This is a genomic window from Arthrobacter sp. Leaf69 (genome assembly GCF_001422645.1).
Classification (GTDB): Bacteria; Actinomycetota; Actinomycetes; order Actinomycetales; family Micrococcaceae; genus Arthrobacter.
In genome coordinates this window covers 32,720-45,612 of sequence record NZ_LMLR01000014.1, presented here as the reverse complement: position 1 = coordinate 45,612, position 12,893 = coordinate 32,720, and the positions used below count along the sequence as shown (strand labels likewise).

The 12,893-nt window shown below is 67.1% G+C and carries 15 protein-coding genes; 10 read left to right on the top strand and 5 right to left on the bottom strand.

The features are described from left to right. Positions 1–8: 8 nt before the first annotated feature. Positions 9–395 carry a DUF1844 domain-containing protein gene (locus ASE96_RS15435; protein ID WP_056432358.1) on the bottom strand — a complete coding sequence of 129 codons (387 nt, stop codon included), beginning with the start codon at positions 393–395 and terminating at the stop codon, positions 9–11. A gap of 456 nt (positions 396–851) precedes the next feature. Here ASE96_RS15435 and infC point away from each other — a divergent pair, with 456 nt between their 5' ends. The 4 genes from infC (at position 852) to ASE96_RS15415 (ending at position 3,817) form a co-directional block, all read left to right on the top strand. Next, positions 852–1,922: a translation initiation factor IF-3 gene (infC, locus tag ASE96_RS15430; RefSeq protein ID WP_056432355.1), complete on the top strand. Its 1,071-nt coding sequence runs from the start codon at positions 852–854 to the stop codon at positions 1,920–1,922. Positions 1,923–2,037: 115 nt separating this feature from the next. Then, positions 2,038–2,232 carry a 50S ribosomal protein L35 gene (gene rpmI / locus ASE96_RS15425; RefSeq protein WP_009358635.1) on the top strand — a complete coding sequence of 65 codons (195 nt, stop codon included), beginning with the start codon at positions 2,038–2,040 and terminating at the stop codon, positions 2,230–2,232. Between the two features lie 118 nt (positions 2,233–2,350). Further along, on the top strand, positions 2,351–2,830 hold the full coding sequence (rplT, locus tag ASE96_RS15420; protein ID WP_056432352.1) for a 50S ribosomal protein L20: 480 nt from the start codon (positions 2,351–2,353) through the stop codon (positions 2,828–2,830). A gap of 63 nt (positions 2,831–2,893) precedes the next feature. Continuing rightward, the gene (locus tag ASE96_RS15415) at positions 2,894–3,817 is read left to right on the top strand and encodes a TrmH family RNA methyltransferase (protein ID WP_056432349.1); all 924 of its coding nucleotides are present in this window, start codon (positions 2,894–2,896) and stop codon (positions 3,815–3,817) included. Between the two features lie 56 nt (positions 3,818–3,873). On the opposite strand, the gene ASE96_RS15410 is transcribed toward ASE96_RS15415, so the two are convergent. Both ASE96_RS15410 and ASE96_RS15405 read right to left on the bottom strand, forming a co-directional pair. Beyond that, complete coding sequence (locus ASE96_RS15410; RefSeq protein WP_056432347.1) at positions 3,874–4,494, bottom strand: dihydrofolate reductase family protein; 621 nt, start codon at positions 4,492–4,494, stop codon at positions 3,874–3,876. A gap of 100 nt (positions 4,495–4,594) precedes the next feature. Then, positions 4,595–4,864: a GlsB/YeaQ/YmgE family stress response membrane protein gene (locus ASE96_RS15405; RefSeq protein ID WP_056432344.1), complete on the bottom strand. Its 270-nt coding sequence runs from the start codon at positions 4,862–4,864 to the stop codon at positions 4,595–4,597. A gap of 307 nt (positions 4,865–5,171) precedes the next feature. On the opposite strand from ASE96_RS15405, the gene ASE96_RS15400 reads away from it, so the two are divergent. Next, positions 5,172–6,092 (top strand): cation diffusion facilitator family transporter, encoded by a 921-nt coding sequence (locus ASE96_RS15400; protein ID WP_056432341.1) that lies wholly within the window; start codon positions 5,172–5,174, stop codon positions 6,090–6,092. Between the two features lie 65 nt (positions 6,093–6,157). Here ASE96_RS15400 and ASE96_RS15395 read toward each other — a convergent pair whose 3' ends face one another. Then, the gene (locus ASE96_RS15395; protein WP_056432340.1) at positions 6,158–7,366 is read right to left on the bottom strand and encodes an MFS transporter; all 1,209 of its coding nucleotides are present in this window, start codon (positions 7,364–7,366) and stop codon (positions 6,158–6,160) included. A 171-nt stretch (positions 7,367–7,537) separates the two neighbouring features. On the opposite strand from ASE96_RS15395, the gene ASE96_RS15390 reads away from it, so the two are divergent. From ASE96_RS15390 to ASE96_RS15375, 4 genes are all read left to right on the top strand, one after another. After that, on the top strand, positions 7,538–7,993 hold the full coding sequence (locus tag ASE96_RS15390) for a (deoxy)nucleoside triphosphate pyrophosphohydrolase (RefSeq protein WP_056432337.1): 456 nt from the start codon (positions 7,538–7,540) through the stop codon (positions 7,991–7,993). An 86-nt stretch (positions 7,994–8,079) separates the two neighbouring features. Then, a complete protein-coding gene (locus ASE96_RS15385) occupies positions 8,080–9,237 on the top strand; it encodes a Re/Si-specific NAD(P)(+) transhydrogenase subunit alpha (RefSeq protein WP_056432335.1) in 1,158 nt (385 codons plus the stop codon). After that, positions 9,237–9,554: an NAD(P) transhydrogenase subunit alpha gene (locus tag ASE96_RS15380; RefSeq protein WP_056432805.1), complete on the top strand. Its 318-nt coding sequence runs from the start codon at positions 9,237–9,239 to the stop codon at positions 9,552–9,554. The genes ASE96_RS15385 and ASE96_RS15380 overlap by 1 nt, the downstream gene beginning before the upstream one ends. Further along, positions 9,551–10,924: an NAD(P)(+) transhydrogenase (Re/Si-specific) subunit beta gene (locus tag ASE96_RS15375; RefSeq protein WP_056432331.1), complete on the top strand. Its 1,374-nt coding sequence runs from the start codon at positions 9,551–9,553 to the stop codon at positions 10,922–10,924. Before ASE96_RS15380 ends, ASE96_RS15375 begins: the two co-directional genes overlap by 4 nt. Here the strand turns inward: ASE96_RS15375 and ASE96_RS15370 are convergent. Further along, complete coding sequence (locus ASE96_RS15370; protein ID WP_056432329.1) at positions 10,921–12,126, bottom strand: Rv2578c family radical SAM protein; 1,206 nt, start codon at positions 12,124–12,126, stop codon at positions 10,921–10,923. The two genes, ASE96_RS15375 and ASE96_RS15370, sit on opposite strands and share 4 nt — an antisense overlap. A 124-nt stretch (positions 12,127–12,250) precedes the next feature. Between ASE96_RS15370 and pcp the strand changes: the two genes are divergently transcribed. Then, on the top strand, positions 12,251–12,892 hold the full coding sequence (gene pcp / locus ASE96_RS15365) for a pyroglutamyl-peptidase I (RefSeq protein ID WP_056432326.1): 642 nt from the start codon (positions 12,251–12,253) through the stop codon (positions 12,890–12,892). The last annotated feature ends 1 nt before the right edge of the window (position 12,893 follow it).

The window sequence follows — 12,893 nt, the reverse complement described above, 5'->3', positions numbered from 1 at the left end:
GTGGATGCCTAGTTCACCGGGCCGGTGTACTTCTCGCCCGGGCCCTTGCCCGGCGCGTCCGGAATGATGGACTCCTCGCGGAAGGCCAGCTGCAGGGACCGCAGTCCGTCGCGCAACGGTCCGGCGTGCTGGGAACCGATCTCCGGCGCCGCGGCGGTGACCAGCCCCGCCAGGGCCGTGATCAGCTTGCGGGCCTCGTCCAGGTCCTTGAGCTCCTCGGCGTTCTCCTCGGCGGCAAGGCCAAGCTTCACGGCCGCGGCACTCATAAGGTGCACGGCGGCGGTGGTGATGACCTCGATCGCGGGCACCTCGGAGATGTCGCGGATCTGCTGTGAGACGTCGCCCTGGGCGCCGGCGGGCTCGTAAACGTGTGAATTACTGTCTGAAGTGCTCATGCTGGTAAGCTTGTCACAGACCGACTGATTGTCGTTATTTCGCTCAGCACCACTTAGACACAAGTTCCACTGTGACTCAGTAGTCCTGCAGCGACATAGCAGCCGGAACCCGTCAGCAACCAACATGCCCGTCATGTAGGTGCGCCGGACGGGATTTCTTCTGTAGAATCGATTTTCAGTTTGCAAGCGGAGTTCTCTCCCACCCGCGTCAGCCGCTCTCCTTCGGGAAGCTTCGCAAGAAGCAAGGTTGCCGGGTATCTGGTCGGGCATTCTCCCGGGCGTCAGCCTGGCGGGATGCATGCCGCCTCACCCGAGGCAGGCAGCTCCGATCTTCGAGGCCTTCGATTGCTCCGGCAATTGGGGGCCTTCTCTTTTTGCCGGTGGAATACCCCTCACGAACACAGGAGCTTTAACATTAGCGAGCCAAGAATCAATGAGCGTATCCGCGTCCCCGAGGTGCGGCTGGTCGGCCCTGCAGGCGAGCAAGTAGGCGTTGTCCGTATCGAGGATGCCCTGCGTTTGGCTGCCGAGTCCGATCTTGATCTCGTTGAAGTTGCACCGCAGGCCAAGCCTCCGGTGTGCAAGCTGATGGACTTCGGCAAGTACAAGTACGAAGCCGCGGTCAAGGCACGCGAAGCCCGGAAGAACCAGACCAACACGGTCCTGAAGGAAATCCGCTTCCGCCTGAAGATCGACACCCATGACTACGAGACGAAGCGCGGCCACGCGCTCCGCTTCCTCGGTGCCGGTGACAAGGTCAAGGCCATGATCCAGTTCCGCGGCCGTGAGCAGCAGCGCCCCGAGATGGGCATCCGTCTGCTCCAGCGCTTTGCGGACGACGTGGCCGAAGTCGGCGTCGTGGAGTCCAGCCCGCGCATCGATGGCCGCAACATGGTCATGGTCGTAGGTCCCCTGAAGAACAAGGCCGAAGCCAAGGCAGAGGCCCGCCGCGCATCGCAGCGTGCGGAAGCCAAAGCCGAGAACGAAGCCAAGGCTTCGGAGGGAGGCCGCGTTGACACGTCCGGCCCCGAGGCGCCGCTGACGCAGTCGCTCGCCGATCTGCTGCCGGAGGGCTACCAGGTCCGGACCGAGGCGCCCGAGGCTGAGGTAACCGCGACGGAAGCTCCCGCTGCGGAAGCCGCCGTTGTGGAGGCCCCGGCCGAAAAGGTCGAGGCCGACAAGGCTGAAGCCACGGAGGCCCCGGCCGCCGAGGCCAAGGTCGCGGAAGCACCGGCCGAGACGGAGTCCGCCAAGGCAGCCCCGAAGCAGGAGGCCGCCAAGGCTCCCAAGGCTGCCCCGAAGGCTGCTGCCAAGCCGGCGGTCGCCAAGGCGCCCGCAGCACCCAAGGCCGCCGCCAAGGCTCCGGAAGCCGCAAAGGCTCCCGAGGCTGAAAAGGCCGCCCCGGCGGCAGCACCGAAGCCGGTTGCTGCTCCGAAGCCGGTCCCGCGTCCTGCGGCGCCGAAGCCTGCTGCGCGGCCGGCTGCCCCGAAAGCCGCTGCCAAGCCGGGCACCAAGAAGACCAACTAGTTCAGGGCTGCCGGACAGCAATGTCCGGCAGCAAGCAACCAGCACGCCGCCCGCAGGGGCGGCTGCACGAAAGACTGCAGACCCTGTCTGCGGATACGTAAGGAGATCGGTTCCCATGCCGAAGATGAAGACCCACAGTGGTGCTAAGAAGCGCTTCAAGCTGACCGGCAGCGGCAAGCTGCGCCGCCAGCAGGCCAACCGCCGCCACTACCTCGAGCACAAGTCCTCCAGGCTGACCCGCCGCCTCGCCGGCGACAAGATCGTCTTCAAGGGCGACGCCAAGGTCATCCGGAAGATGCTCGGCATCTAAGTTCCAAGTTCTCTGACTGTTGCCGCCTGGCAGCTGTCAACTACCAAAAAGGCTTCTCAGGCCAGCCGGTTCTTCCGGCAGTAGATGCTTGGGATCAGATTTTCGAAGGAGTACGCACGTGGCACGTGTGAAGAGGGCGGTCAACGCCCACAAGAAGCGCCGGGTTATCCTTGAGCGCGCCAAGGGCTACCGTGGACAGCGTTCACGCCTGTACCGCAAGGCCAAAGAGCAGCTGCTGCACTCGTTTGTGTACAGCTACGGTGACCGCAAGAAGAAGAAGGGCGACTTCCGCCGCCTGTGGATCCAGCGCATCAACGCGGCCTCCCGCGCCAACGGCCTGACCTACAACCGTCTGATCCAGGGCCTCAAGGCCGCTGAGGTCGAGGTTGACCGCCGTATGCTGGCCGAGCTTGCCGTTTCCGATGCCAACGCCTTCGCCGCGCTGGTCAAGATCGCCAAGGATGCCCTGCCCGCCGACACGTCCGCTCCGGCCGTCCAGGCTGAGGCTGCACCGGCCGCCAAGAAGCCTGCTGCCAAGAAGGCCGCCGCCAAGAAGCCTGCTGCCAAGAAGGCCGCCGCTGACGAGGCTGCTGAGTAGTACTGAATTAGTTCAGGAACACCCCGTTCAAGAACCGGCCGCAAAAGCCACTAAGGTTCTTATATGAACGAAACCGGGCGCCCGCAAGATGTTCCACTCTCCAATCCCCGAGCTGATCGGGTCAGGAAGGTGGCGCAACTTGCCGGGCGCCCGGCCCGTTTAAAGCGCCGCGAGTTTCTGGCGGAGGGACCGCAGGCGGTCCGTGAAGCCCTTGTCCTGCACCAAAAGCGGATTGCGGCGGGGGAGCCCGGCATCGTCTACGAGGTCTACGCGAGCGAGTCCTGCCTGGACCGGCACCCGGACCTGGAGACGCTCGCGGAGGGCACCACTGCCTACCTCGCCACCGACGAAGTGCTCGCCGCGATGGCGGACACGGTCACCCCTCAGGGAATTCTCGCCGTCTGCGGGTTCCTGGACGTGAGCCTCGATCAGGTGCTCGGGGCCGGCCCGCGGCTGGTTGCCGTGCTGTGCGAGGTCCGGGACCCCGGCAACGCCGGCACCGTCCTGCGTGCAGCCGACGCGGCGGGCGCGGACGCCGTCGTCCTGACCGCGTCCAGCGTGGACATCTACAACCCCAAGGCCGTCCGGTCGACGGCCGGATCCATCTTCCACCTGCCCGTGGTGCTCGGCGCCGACGTCGGGGAAGTGGCGGCTCGGTGCAAGGACCGCGGAATAGGCGTCCTCGCCGCGGACGGCCAGGGCCAGCTGAACCTCGACCAGTTGCAGGACCAGAACGCGGCCCGACGCCTCGGTGCCGCCTCATCCGTTTCGGAGTACGCCCTCGAGAGCCCCACGGCGTGGCTCTTCGGCAACGAAGCCCAGGGCCTCTCCGAAGAAGAGCTGGCCCTGGCCGATCACCGGGTGGCCGTGCCCGTGTACGGGGCAGCTGAAAGCCTCAACCTGGGGACCGCGGCGACGGTCTGCCTCTATGCCAGCGCCCGCTCGCAGCAGGACGGCGGAACCCCGCAGCCAAGGAGCGACTCCTAACCGGTCGCGCTAGCCGGGGCCGGGGGCGGCAGGCCTCCCGCCCTGGACGAGCAGGCCTATGCCGACATGTCGCCCACGCCAGGTACGCCGTCGGCGATGGCGTAACGGTGCATCACCGCGCCTTTTGGCGAGGTGACGGCCGGCTCGATGAGTCTGAGGTTGGTCGGAACAACCCCGTCCGCGAAGACCTTCTTGCCACTGCCGAGGAGGATTGGGTATACCCAAAGGGTGAGCCGATCGAAGAGCTGTTCGGTGAACAGGGTCTGCACGAAGTCGAGGCTGCCGATGACATGGATGTTTGCGTGCCGGTCGCGCAGTTCGCGGACGGCGACGCCGGGATCAGGACCCAGCAGCGTGGAGTTGGCCCACTCAAGGCTCCGCGATTGTCGTGAGGCCACGTATTTCGGGAGATGGTTGAACAGCCGCGCAATACTCCCGTCCGCACCCTCCTCCTGGTGCGGCCAGTACGCGGCGAAGATGTCGTAGGTCCGGCGCCCGAGCAGCAGTGCGTCCATCCCCGCCATCCCGGAGGTCACCTGCCCGCCGACCAGCTCGTCGATGAGCGGCGCCTGCCAGCCGCCAAACTCGAACCCGTTCTCGGTGTCCTCGTCCGGCCCGCCGGGCGCCTGCGCGACGCCGTCAAGTGTGGTGAACAGATCGATGTGGATGAGTCCCATGCCGTGCTCCGCCCCGGTCGCCCGCCGTCGTCCCGGCGAGGGGAAAAAAATACGGCGGGGGTCCACCGAAAGGTGGGCTCCCGCCGTCGTAAATCAGCGATTAACTCGTGGTCTTATTGCGTCCCGTGATGGCGCCGTAGGCAAGGGCTACCACCAGGCCGCCGACGATGGCCAGGAGCCAGGAACCGAGATTCCAGAATTCCATCGTGCCGCCGCCAAACAGGAGGTCGCCGATCCAGCCGCCAACAACTGCGCCGACAACACCGAGCACGAGGCTGGTCACCCAGCCGCCTCCGACCCTGCCAGGCATGACTGCCTTAACTATTGCACCTACTATGAGTCCGAGAATGATCCAGCCTAGAAAGCCCATTACTCCTCCTACATATTCGTCGGCATCCAAATAGTGAATTCCGATTATGGCTTCAAGCTAACATAGGCCGGTTTGCTTGTCAGCAGGATTACCCCCAATCGTTACCTGCACGATGACCTGCGGTGTCGCGGGCCAAACGGGCCGCCGCAGCGCGGGTGTCCGCTGCGGGCAACACCGCGGCAGCACTGCGGGCCGCACGCCTGGCTGCGGTGCTTGGCCGGGGCTACAACGGGTACGGTATTTCTTGTGGGCGCAGGCGGCGGCCGGAGTCCACCACCCCGGTCGAAACCCCTAAGGAGAAGCTCTCTTGGCTGCAAATGGCGGTACCACGGCGATTGTTGCGGCGCTTGCTGCCAACCTGACCATCGCCGTCCTGAAATTCGTCGCGTATTTCCTGACGTTTTCCTCATCAATGCTGGCCGAGGCGATCCACTCGCTGGCCGACTCCGGCAACCAGATCCTCCTGCTCGTGGGCGGCAAACGCGCACAACGGGCGGCGAGCCCGGAGCACCCCTTCGGCTACGGACGCGAGCGCTACATCTACGCCTTCATCGTCTCGATCGTGCTGTTCAGCGTCGGCGGCCTCTTCGCCCTGTATGAAGCATGGGAAAAGTTCCAGCACCCGCACGCCATCGAAGGCGCGTTCTGGTGGGTTCCGCTCGCCGTCCTCGTCGGCGCCATCCTGGCCGAGTCCTTCTCGTTCCGGACCGCGATCATCGAATCCAACCACGTCCGCGGCAAACAGGGCTGGGTCAAGTTCGTCCGCAGCGCCAAGCAGCCGGAGCTGCCGGTCATCCTCCTCGAGGACTTCGGTGCGCTTGTGGGCCTGGCCTTCGCACTCTTCGGGGTGAGCCTGACGCTCATTACCGGGAACGGCATCTGGGACGCCCTAGGCACCGCGATGATCGGTTTCCTGCTCGTGGCGATCGCCGCCGTGCTGGCCGTGGAAACGAAGTCTTTGCTGCTCGGCGAGTCGGCAACGAAGGACGACGTCGTCAAGATCCGGACCGCCATCGAATCCGATGGCACCTCGATCATCCACCTCAAGACCCTGCACCTAGGCCCGGAAGAGCTGCTGGTCGCGGCTAAGATCAGCGTCGGCCGCTCGGATACCGGCCAGGACATCGCCAAGGCGATCGACGACGCCGAGACCCGGATCCGCGAGGCAGTGCCGATCGCCCGGGTCATCTACCTGGAACCGGACGTGCAGCGCGTCACCACCCTGTAACCGGGGCCCGCTGTTAGGGCGACATCAGCTCGGAAGGGGCCGCCGGCCCGGCAGCCGCACTGCGGCTACCGGACCAGCGGCCTCCTGCGTTCCACGAGCCCGCTGATCACGGCGACTCCGAGGCCCAGAACGGCCAGCACGGCGCCGACGAGGGCGGGTGCGACGTAGCCCCAGCCCCAGGCGATCACGAGACCGCCGAGGAAGGCTCCCAACGCGTTGGCGACGTTGAGGGCGGCGTGGTTGAGGGAAGAGGCCAGCGAGGGCGCATCGGGGGACGCATCCAGCAGCCGGGTCTGCAGCGCCGGGACCAGCAGTGAACCGGCGCCGCCGACGACGAAGACCATCACGTAGGCGGACCACGGCCAGTGCACGGCCACGGCGTAGACCACAAGGGCCACGGCGATGCCCGGCAGCACCCAGTAGATGGTTCCCATCACGGACTTGTCCGCGATCCGGCCGCCGACGATATTTCCCGCCACCATGCCCAGCCCGTAGAGCGCGACAACCAGGGGCAGCCAGGCGGCGGGAATGCCGGCCACGGACGTCATGGTGTGGGCAATGTAAGTGTAGGTGGCGAAGAAGCCGCCGAAGCCGACGATGCCGATCAGGATCGCCAGCCAGACCTGGAGCCGCTTGAGGGCGCCGAGTTCGCGGCGGAAACTCGCATCGGCATGCGGCTTCTGGAACGGGACGAACTTCCAGAGCATCACCAGGGTGAGGATGCCGATCACGCCCACCAGCAGGAAGAGCAGCCGCCAGCCGTACGTCTGGCCCAGCCAGGTGCCAAAGGGAACGCCGATGACATTGGAGACCGTCAGTCCCGCCATGACCATCGAAATGGCCCAGCCGCGCTTGGTCGGAGCGACCAGTGACGCCGCGATCACAGCCGCGACGCCGAAGAAGGCCCCGTGCGGCAGTCCGGCGGCGAAACGGGAGACCAGCATGGTGCCGTAATCCGGGGCGATGAAGGATGCCAGGTTCGCGATGCTGAAGAACAGCATGAGCCCGAGGGCCAGGTGCTTCCGCGGCATTTTGGCGCCGACGGCGGCAAGCAGCGGAGCTCCAATCACGACGCCGAGCGCATAGGCGGAGATCAGATGGCCGGCCTCCGGCGTGCTGATGTTGAGCCCCAGCTCCACCTCCTTGAGCAGGCCCATCATGGTGAATTCCGTGGTGCCGATGCCGAATCCACCCATGGCGAGGGCAAGGATGGCGAGGGCAAGATGGCGGGTGCCGGTTTTGGGCGCCGCCGGGGCTTGTGTGGTGGTTGTCATTCGTCTGCTTTTCGGGAACGTTCCCGGCAGAAGCCAGGAGAATGCGGCAAGTTAAATCTGATGTGTGGGCTGGTTCGTGCAACGGGGCGGGCGCGCTCGATATTCCGGGTACTCAGGACGGCGGCTTCTTCCATTCTCCCCTAAGCCGGGGGCGCCCCTAGACTTGGACGCGTGACTGGACTCATTGGCGTCGTCGGCGGCGCCGTACTGGACTCCCTTGCCGAACCCTGCCGGCTGCTCGTGGCGCGGCGGACGGCGCCCCCGCAATTCGCCGGAATGTGGGAGTTCCCCGGCGGAAAAGTGGAGTCCGGCGAAACTGGCGAGCAGGCCCTGCACCGTGAGCTGCTCGAAGAGCTGGGCGTGAGCGTCAGGCTGGGCGCGGAACTGGTCAACGGGTCCGCCGGCGGCTGGCCGCTCAACGAGCGGGCCACGATGCGCGTGTGGTTTGCCGAACTCCTTGACGGCGATCCGCGTCCCCTGCAGGACCACGACGAACTGCGCTGGATCAACCTCCGGAACCGCGCCGAGGTGATCGGCCTGCCGTGGATCCCGGCCGACCTGCCCATTGTCGAGGCGTTGCTGGACAGGCTTCAGGTATCGGATTCAACGGCAGTATCCGCTCTCTGAACCGCTGAACCGGCCCGCCGCGGCCACACCTCTCGCCAAAGCGTGAAGCATGTGACTACGCTGAAGCGAATCGAGAGGAGCAACCCGTGCAGGTCGGTGTCAGGCGGGAACAGCGCGCAGGGGAGCGAAGGGTCGCTGCCACGCCTGAGACGGTGCAGCAACTCACGGCACTGGGGCTGGACGTGGCTGTTCAGAGCAACGCCGGCGCAGCCGCCGGGTACGGGGACGCCGCCTTCGCGGCGGCCGGAGCGTCTATCGTTGCTGAGCTGCCCGCCGAAACACTAGATGTCCTGCTGCACGTCCGGCCGCTCGAACCGGAGGCCGCCGCGCGACTCAGGCCCGGCACCGTCACGATCGGATTCGCCTCTCCGGCGTCGGAACTGCCCAGCGTGGGCGCCCTCGCCGCCGCCCATGTGACCTCGTTCGCGCTGGAACTCGTACCCCGGATCTCCCGGGCCCAGTCCATGGACGCGCTCAGTTCCCAGTCGCTGGTCTCCGGCTACCGCGCCGTCCTGGAGGCTGCGCTGCGCTACCCGAGGTTTTTCCCGCTCTACATGACGGCCGCCGGCACCATCCCGCCCGCCCGGGTGCTGGTGCTGGGGGCCGGCGTCGCCGGGCTTCAAGCGATCGGCACGGCGAAACGCCTGGGAGCGCGGGTCTCCGCCAACGACATCAGGGCAGCATCCGCCGACGAGGTCGCCTCGATGGGCGGCACATTCATCGATCTGGACCTTGACACCAGAACGGCGGACGCCGCCGCGGAGGGCGCCGGCGGCTACGCCCGTGAGCTCGGCCAGGACCGGGCCAAACGCCAGCGCGCCCTGCTGGCCCCGCACGTCGCGGCGGCGGATGTCCTCATCACGACGGCGGCCGTCCCCGGCCGCGCCGCCCCGTTGCTGGTGACCGCGGAGATGGTCGCCGGGATGCGGCCCGGGTCGGTCGTCGTCGACCTCGCCGCGGAATCCGGCGGAAACGTCGAGGGAGTCATCGCGGGGCGGGATCTCCAGATCCCGGTGGAAGGCGGTTCCGTGACCTTGGTGGGCCTGCAGGACGCCGCCTCGGCGATGCCCTCTGATGCCTCCCGGCTCTTTGCCAAAAACGTCGCGAACCTGCTGGCACTGATGACCGCCGACGGCAAGGTTGTCCCGGACTTCGATGACGACGTCATTGCGGGTGCCTGCCTGACCCACGGCGGATGCGTCGTCCATGCCGCCACCGCCGAGGCACTGGAGGCCCTGCCATGATGGATCCGATCACGCTGCTGACGGTGGTGGTGCTCTCCGTGTTTGTCGGGTTCGAGGTGGTCTCCAAGGTGACCAGCAAGCTGCACACGCCGCTGATGTCCGGCGCCAACGCCATCCACGGCATCATCCTGGTGGGCGCCATCATCGTGGCCGGCCAGGCCAGTGACCCGTGGCTGCTGACCATCGCCCTCATCGCCGTGGTCCTGGCGACCGCCAACCTGGTCGGCGGATTCGTCGTCACGGACCGGATGCTGGAGATGTTTGGCGGCCGGAAACCTGCCCGGCCCCGTGCCGGCGCGGGGGAGGACGGCGCGTGAGCGTCCTCGGCCCGGGGTGGACTTCGCTCTTCTACCTGGTGGCCGCAGTCTGCTTCATCCTCGCGCTAAAAGGCCTGAGCTCTCCGCGGACCGCCAGGCGGGGCAACGCCATCGGTGCGGCCGGCGCCCTCGTCGCCGTGGTCACGGTGTTCCTGTCCGCGAAACTGGAGAACATCCCGCTGATCCTCGGCGCAATCGCAGTCGGCTCCGCTCTGGCCGTCCCGGTGGCCCGCCGGGTGCACATGACCCAGATGCCACAGCTGGTGGCCCTCTTCAACGGCGTCGGCGGCGGCGCGGCTGCCCTGGTGGCGGTACTGGAGCTGGGCCACAGCGAGGACCCCTGGGTAAGGCTGGCCGTGGTCTTCACGATGCTGGTCGGCGCGGTGTCCTTCGCCGGCTCGGCCGTGACGGTGGGCAAGCTGCAGGAGCTGATCAGCACCCGCCCCCTGCTGTTCCCCGGAATGCCGGTGGTGATGGGCGCCGTGGTGTTCGGCGCCGTCACTGCCGCGGGCTTCGTCGTTGCCACGGGTTCAACCGGCTGGGCCGTGGCGCTGCTGGTGCTTGGCCTCGCGGCAGGACTCCTGCTGGTGCTGCCCGTCGGCGGGGCCGACGTGCCAATCGTGATCTCGTTGCTGAACGCCTTCACCGGCCTGGCGGTCGCGGCCTCCGGCATTGTGCTGGGCAATGTGCTGCTGCTGGTTGCCGGCACGCTGGTCGGGGCCAGCGGCACCATCCTGACCAAGGTGATGGCGTCCGCGATGGGCCGCGGCGTCACGGGCATCATGTTCGGCGCCTTCCGGGGCGGCTCGACGGCGGGATCAACTGCGCAGAGCGACCGGCCGGTCCGTTCCGCCTCTCCCGAGGACGTCGCAGTCCAGCTCGGCTATGCGCAAAGGGTGGTCATTGTCCCCGGATACGGGCTCGCCGTCGCTCAGGGCCAGCACACAGTCGCGGAGCTCGCCACGGCGCTGGCGGCCCGCGGCGTGGAGGTGGTCTTTGCCATCCACCCGGTGGCCGGCCGGATGCCGGGCCACATGAACGTGCTCCTCGCGGAAGCGAATGTACCCTATGAGGCGCTGAAGGAACTTGAGGAAGCCAACCCGGAGTTCCCGAACACCGACATTGCGCTCGTCGTGGGCGCCAACGATGTTGTCAATCCGGCGGCCAAGTCCACGCCCGGTGCCCCCATCTACGGGATGCCGATCCTGGAGGTGGCCCAGGCGGGGCAGGTGGTGTTCCTCAAACGCTCCATGCGGCCGGGTTTCGCCGGGATCGAGAACGAGCTGCTGTTTGATCCCAAGACCACGCTCCTCTTCGGTGACGCGAAGGACTCACTCACCCGGGTTCTGGGCGCCGTGAAGGCCCTTTAGAACAGGGTGGGCTGCGCCGCCTCCGCGGCGTGGCTCCCGTGCCGGGCGCCGGCGAGAGCGGCCGGACCGGGGATGCTGCCGGCCGGGTACTGGGCCTCTTCGTCCCTGGGATCAATGCTGCCGGAAGCGTTACTGTCGGGATCGCCGTCGACGTTGCGGTGGCTGAAACCGTGCGAGCCGGAGAACCCGTGCAATGCCTTGAAGTGCCGGATGCGGCCGGAGAGCCAGTCCCGGTACTCCTTGGAGGCGTAGGACCCCGTGCCGTACAACCTCCGGTACTTGCCGGCGAGCCGGGGATGTTCCCTGGCAATCCATTGCATAAACCATTCCCGCGTTCCCGGTTTGAGGTAGAGGGCGCTCGCCGTCACGCCGGTCGCCCCCGCCGCGGCCAGGGAACCGAACAGGGAATCGAGGGCCTCGTCGCTGTCCGAGAGCCACGGCAGGATGGGCATGGCCATGACTCCGCAGGGCAGCCCGGCTTCCCGCAGCCGCGTAACCAGTTTCAGGCGTGCCCGCGGACCGGGCGTGCCGGGCTCCACGGCTTCGGAGAGGCGCTCGTCGGTCATCGCCAGCGAGATGCCCACGCCGACGGGCACCTGGGCTGCGGCATGCTTCAGCAGCGGAATGTCCCGGGCCAGCAGGGTGCCCTTGGTCAGGATCGACAGGGGAGTGCCGGAATCGGCCAGCGCCCCGATGATGCCCGGCATCAGCCGGTAGCGGCCCTCGGCCCGCTGGTAGGGATCCGTGTTGGTGCCCAGTGCCACGTGCTGCCGCCCCCAGGAAGGTTTGGCCAGTTCCCGGCGCAGGACCTCTGCGGCGTTGATCTTCACCACCACCTGGCTGTCAAAGTCCAGCCCGGCGTCGAAGTCGAGGTAGGTGTGGCTCTTCCGGGCGAAGCAGTAGACACAGGCGTGGCTGCAGCCGCGGTAAGGGTTGATGGTCCACTCGAACGGCATCCGCGAACCGGCGACCACTTTGTTGAGCACCGATTTGGCAGTGACCTCATGAAAAGTGACCCCGGCAAACTCGGGGGTGGAAACGGAGCGCACCAGACCGATCAAGGGCAGCAGCGCATCGGTGGCCGGAGCGGCCCGGGACCCGTCGCCGGCACTGGGGGCGGTGTCTTCAGCCGCGCCGGGAGACCCGGATCGTGCGGCCCCGGCTTCGGGCGCCGGCTTCAGTGCTTGTGCGTCCCATCTCATGGCTCTATTCGAATGTATGTTCGAATTTAAGTCAAGGCCCCGCGCCGTATCTGGACCTCACCCCGACGCTGCCGCGGCCTGGAGGGCCGGAGACGGTGTCGGGCTGCATTGCTAGGCTGGGGCGATGATTCTCCTCACAGGATTCGAGCCGTTCGGCGGCGAGAGCGCCAACCCGTCGTGGTCCGCCGCGCGGGAGGCCGCGGCCCTGCTCCGGGCCGAAGGGCTCGACGCGCAGGCCGCGGAGCTTCCCTGCGTCTTTGGGGACGCGATCCGCGTACTGGAGGCAGCGCTGGAGCAGTACCGCCCGGAGCTTGTGGTCTGCGCGGGCCAGGCCGGCGGGCGGCCCCGGATCTCGCTGGAACGGATCGCGATCAACTGCGACGACGCACGGATTCCGGACAACGCCGGCCAGTCACCCGTGGACCGGCCCGTCGTCGACGGGGGACCGGCAGCTTATTTCAGCACCCTTCCGGTGAAGGCGGCGCTCGCGGCCCTGCTGGCCTCGGGGATCCCGGCCGAGGTTTCCCAGACCGCGGGCACCTACGTTTGCAATCACGTCTTCTACGGGCTGATGCACACCCTGCGGCACAGACCCGGAACCCGGGGAGGCTTTGTCCATGTTCCCTACGAGCCGGGCCAGCTGCCGCCGGGGAGCACGGATCCGTCCCTACCGTTGGAGCAGCTGACGGAGGCGCTCGCCGTCGTTGTCCGCACCACCCTGGCGACCACTGCGGACCTCAAGATCGCCGCCGGGGCGACGCACTAGC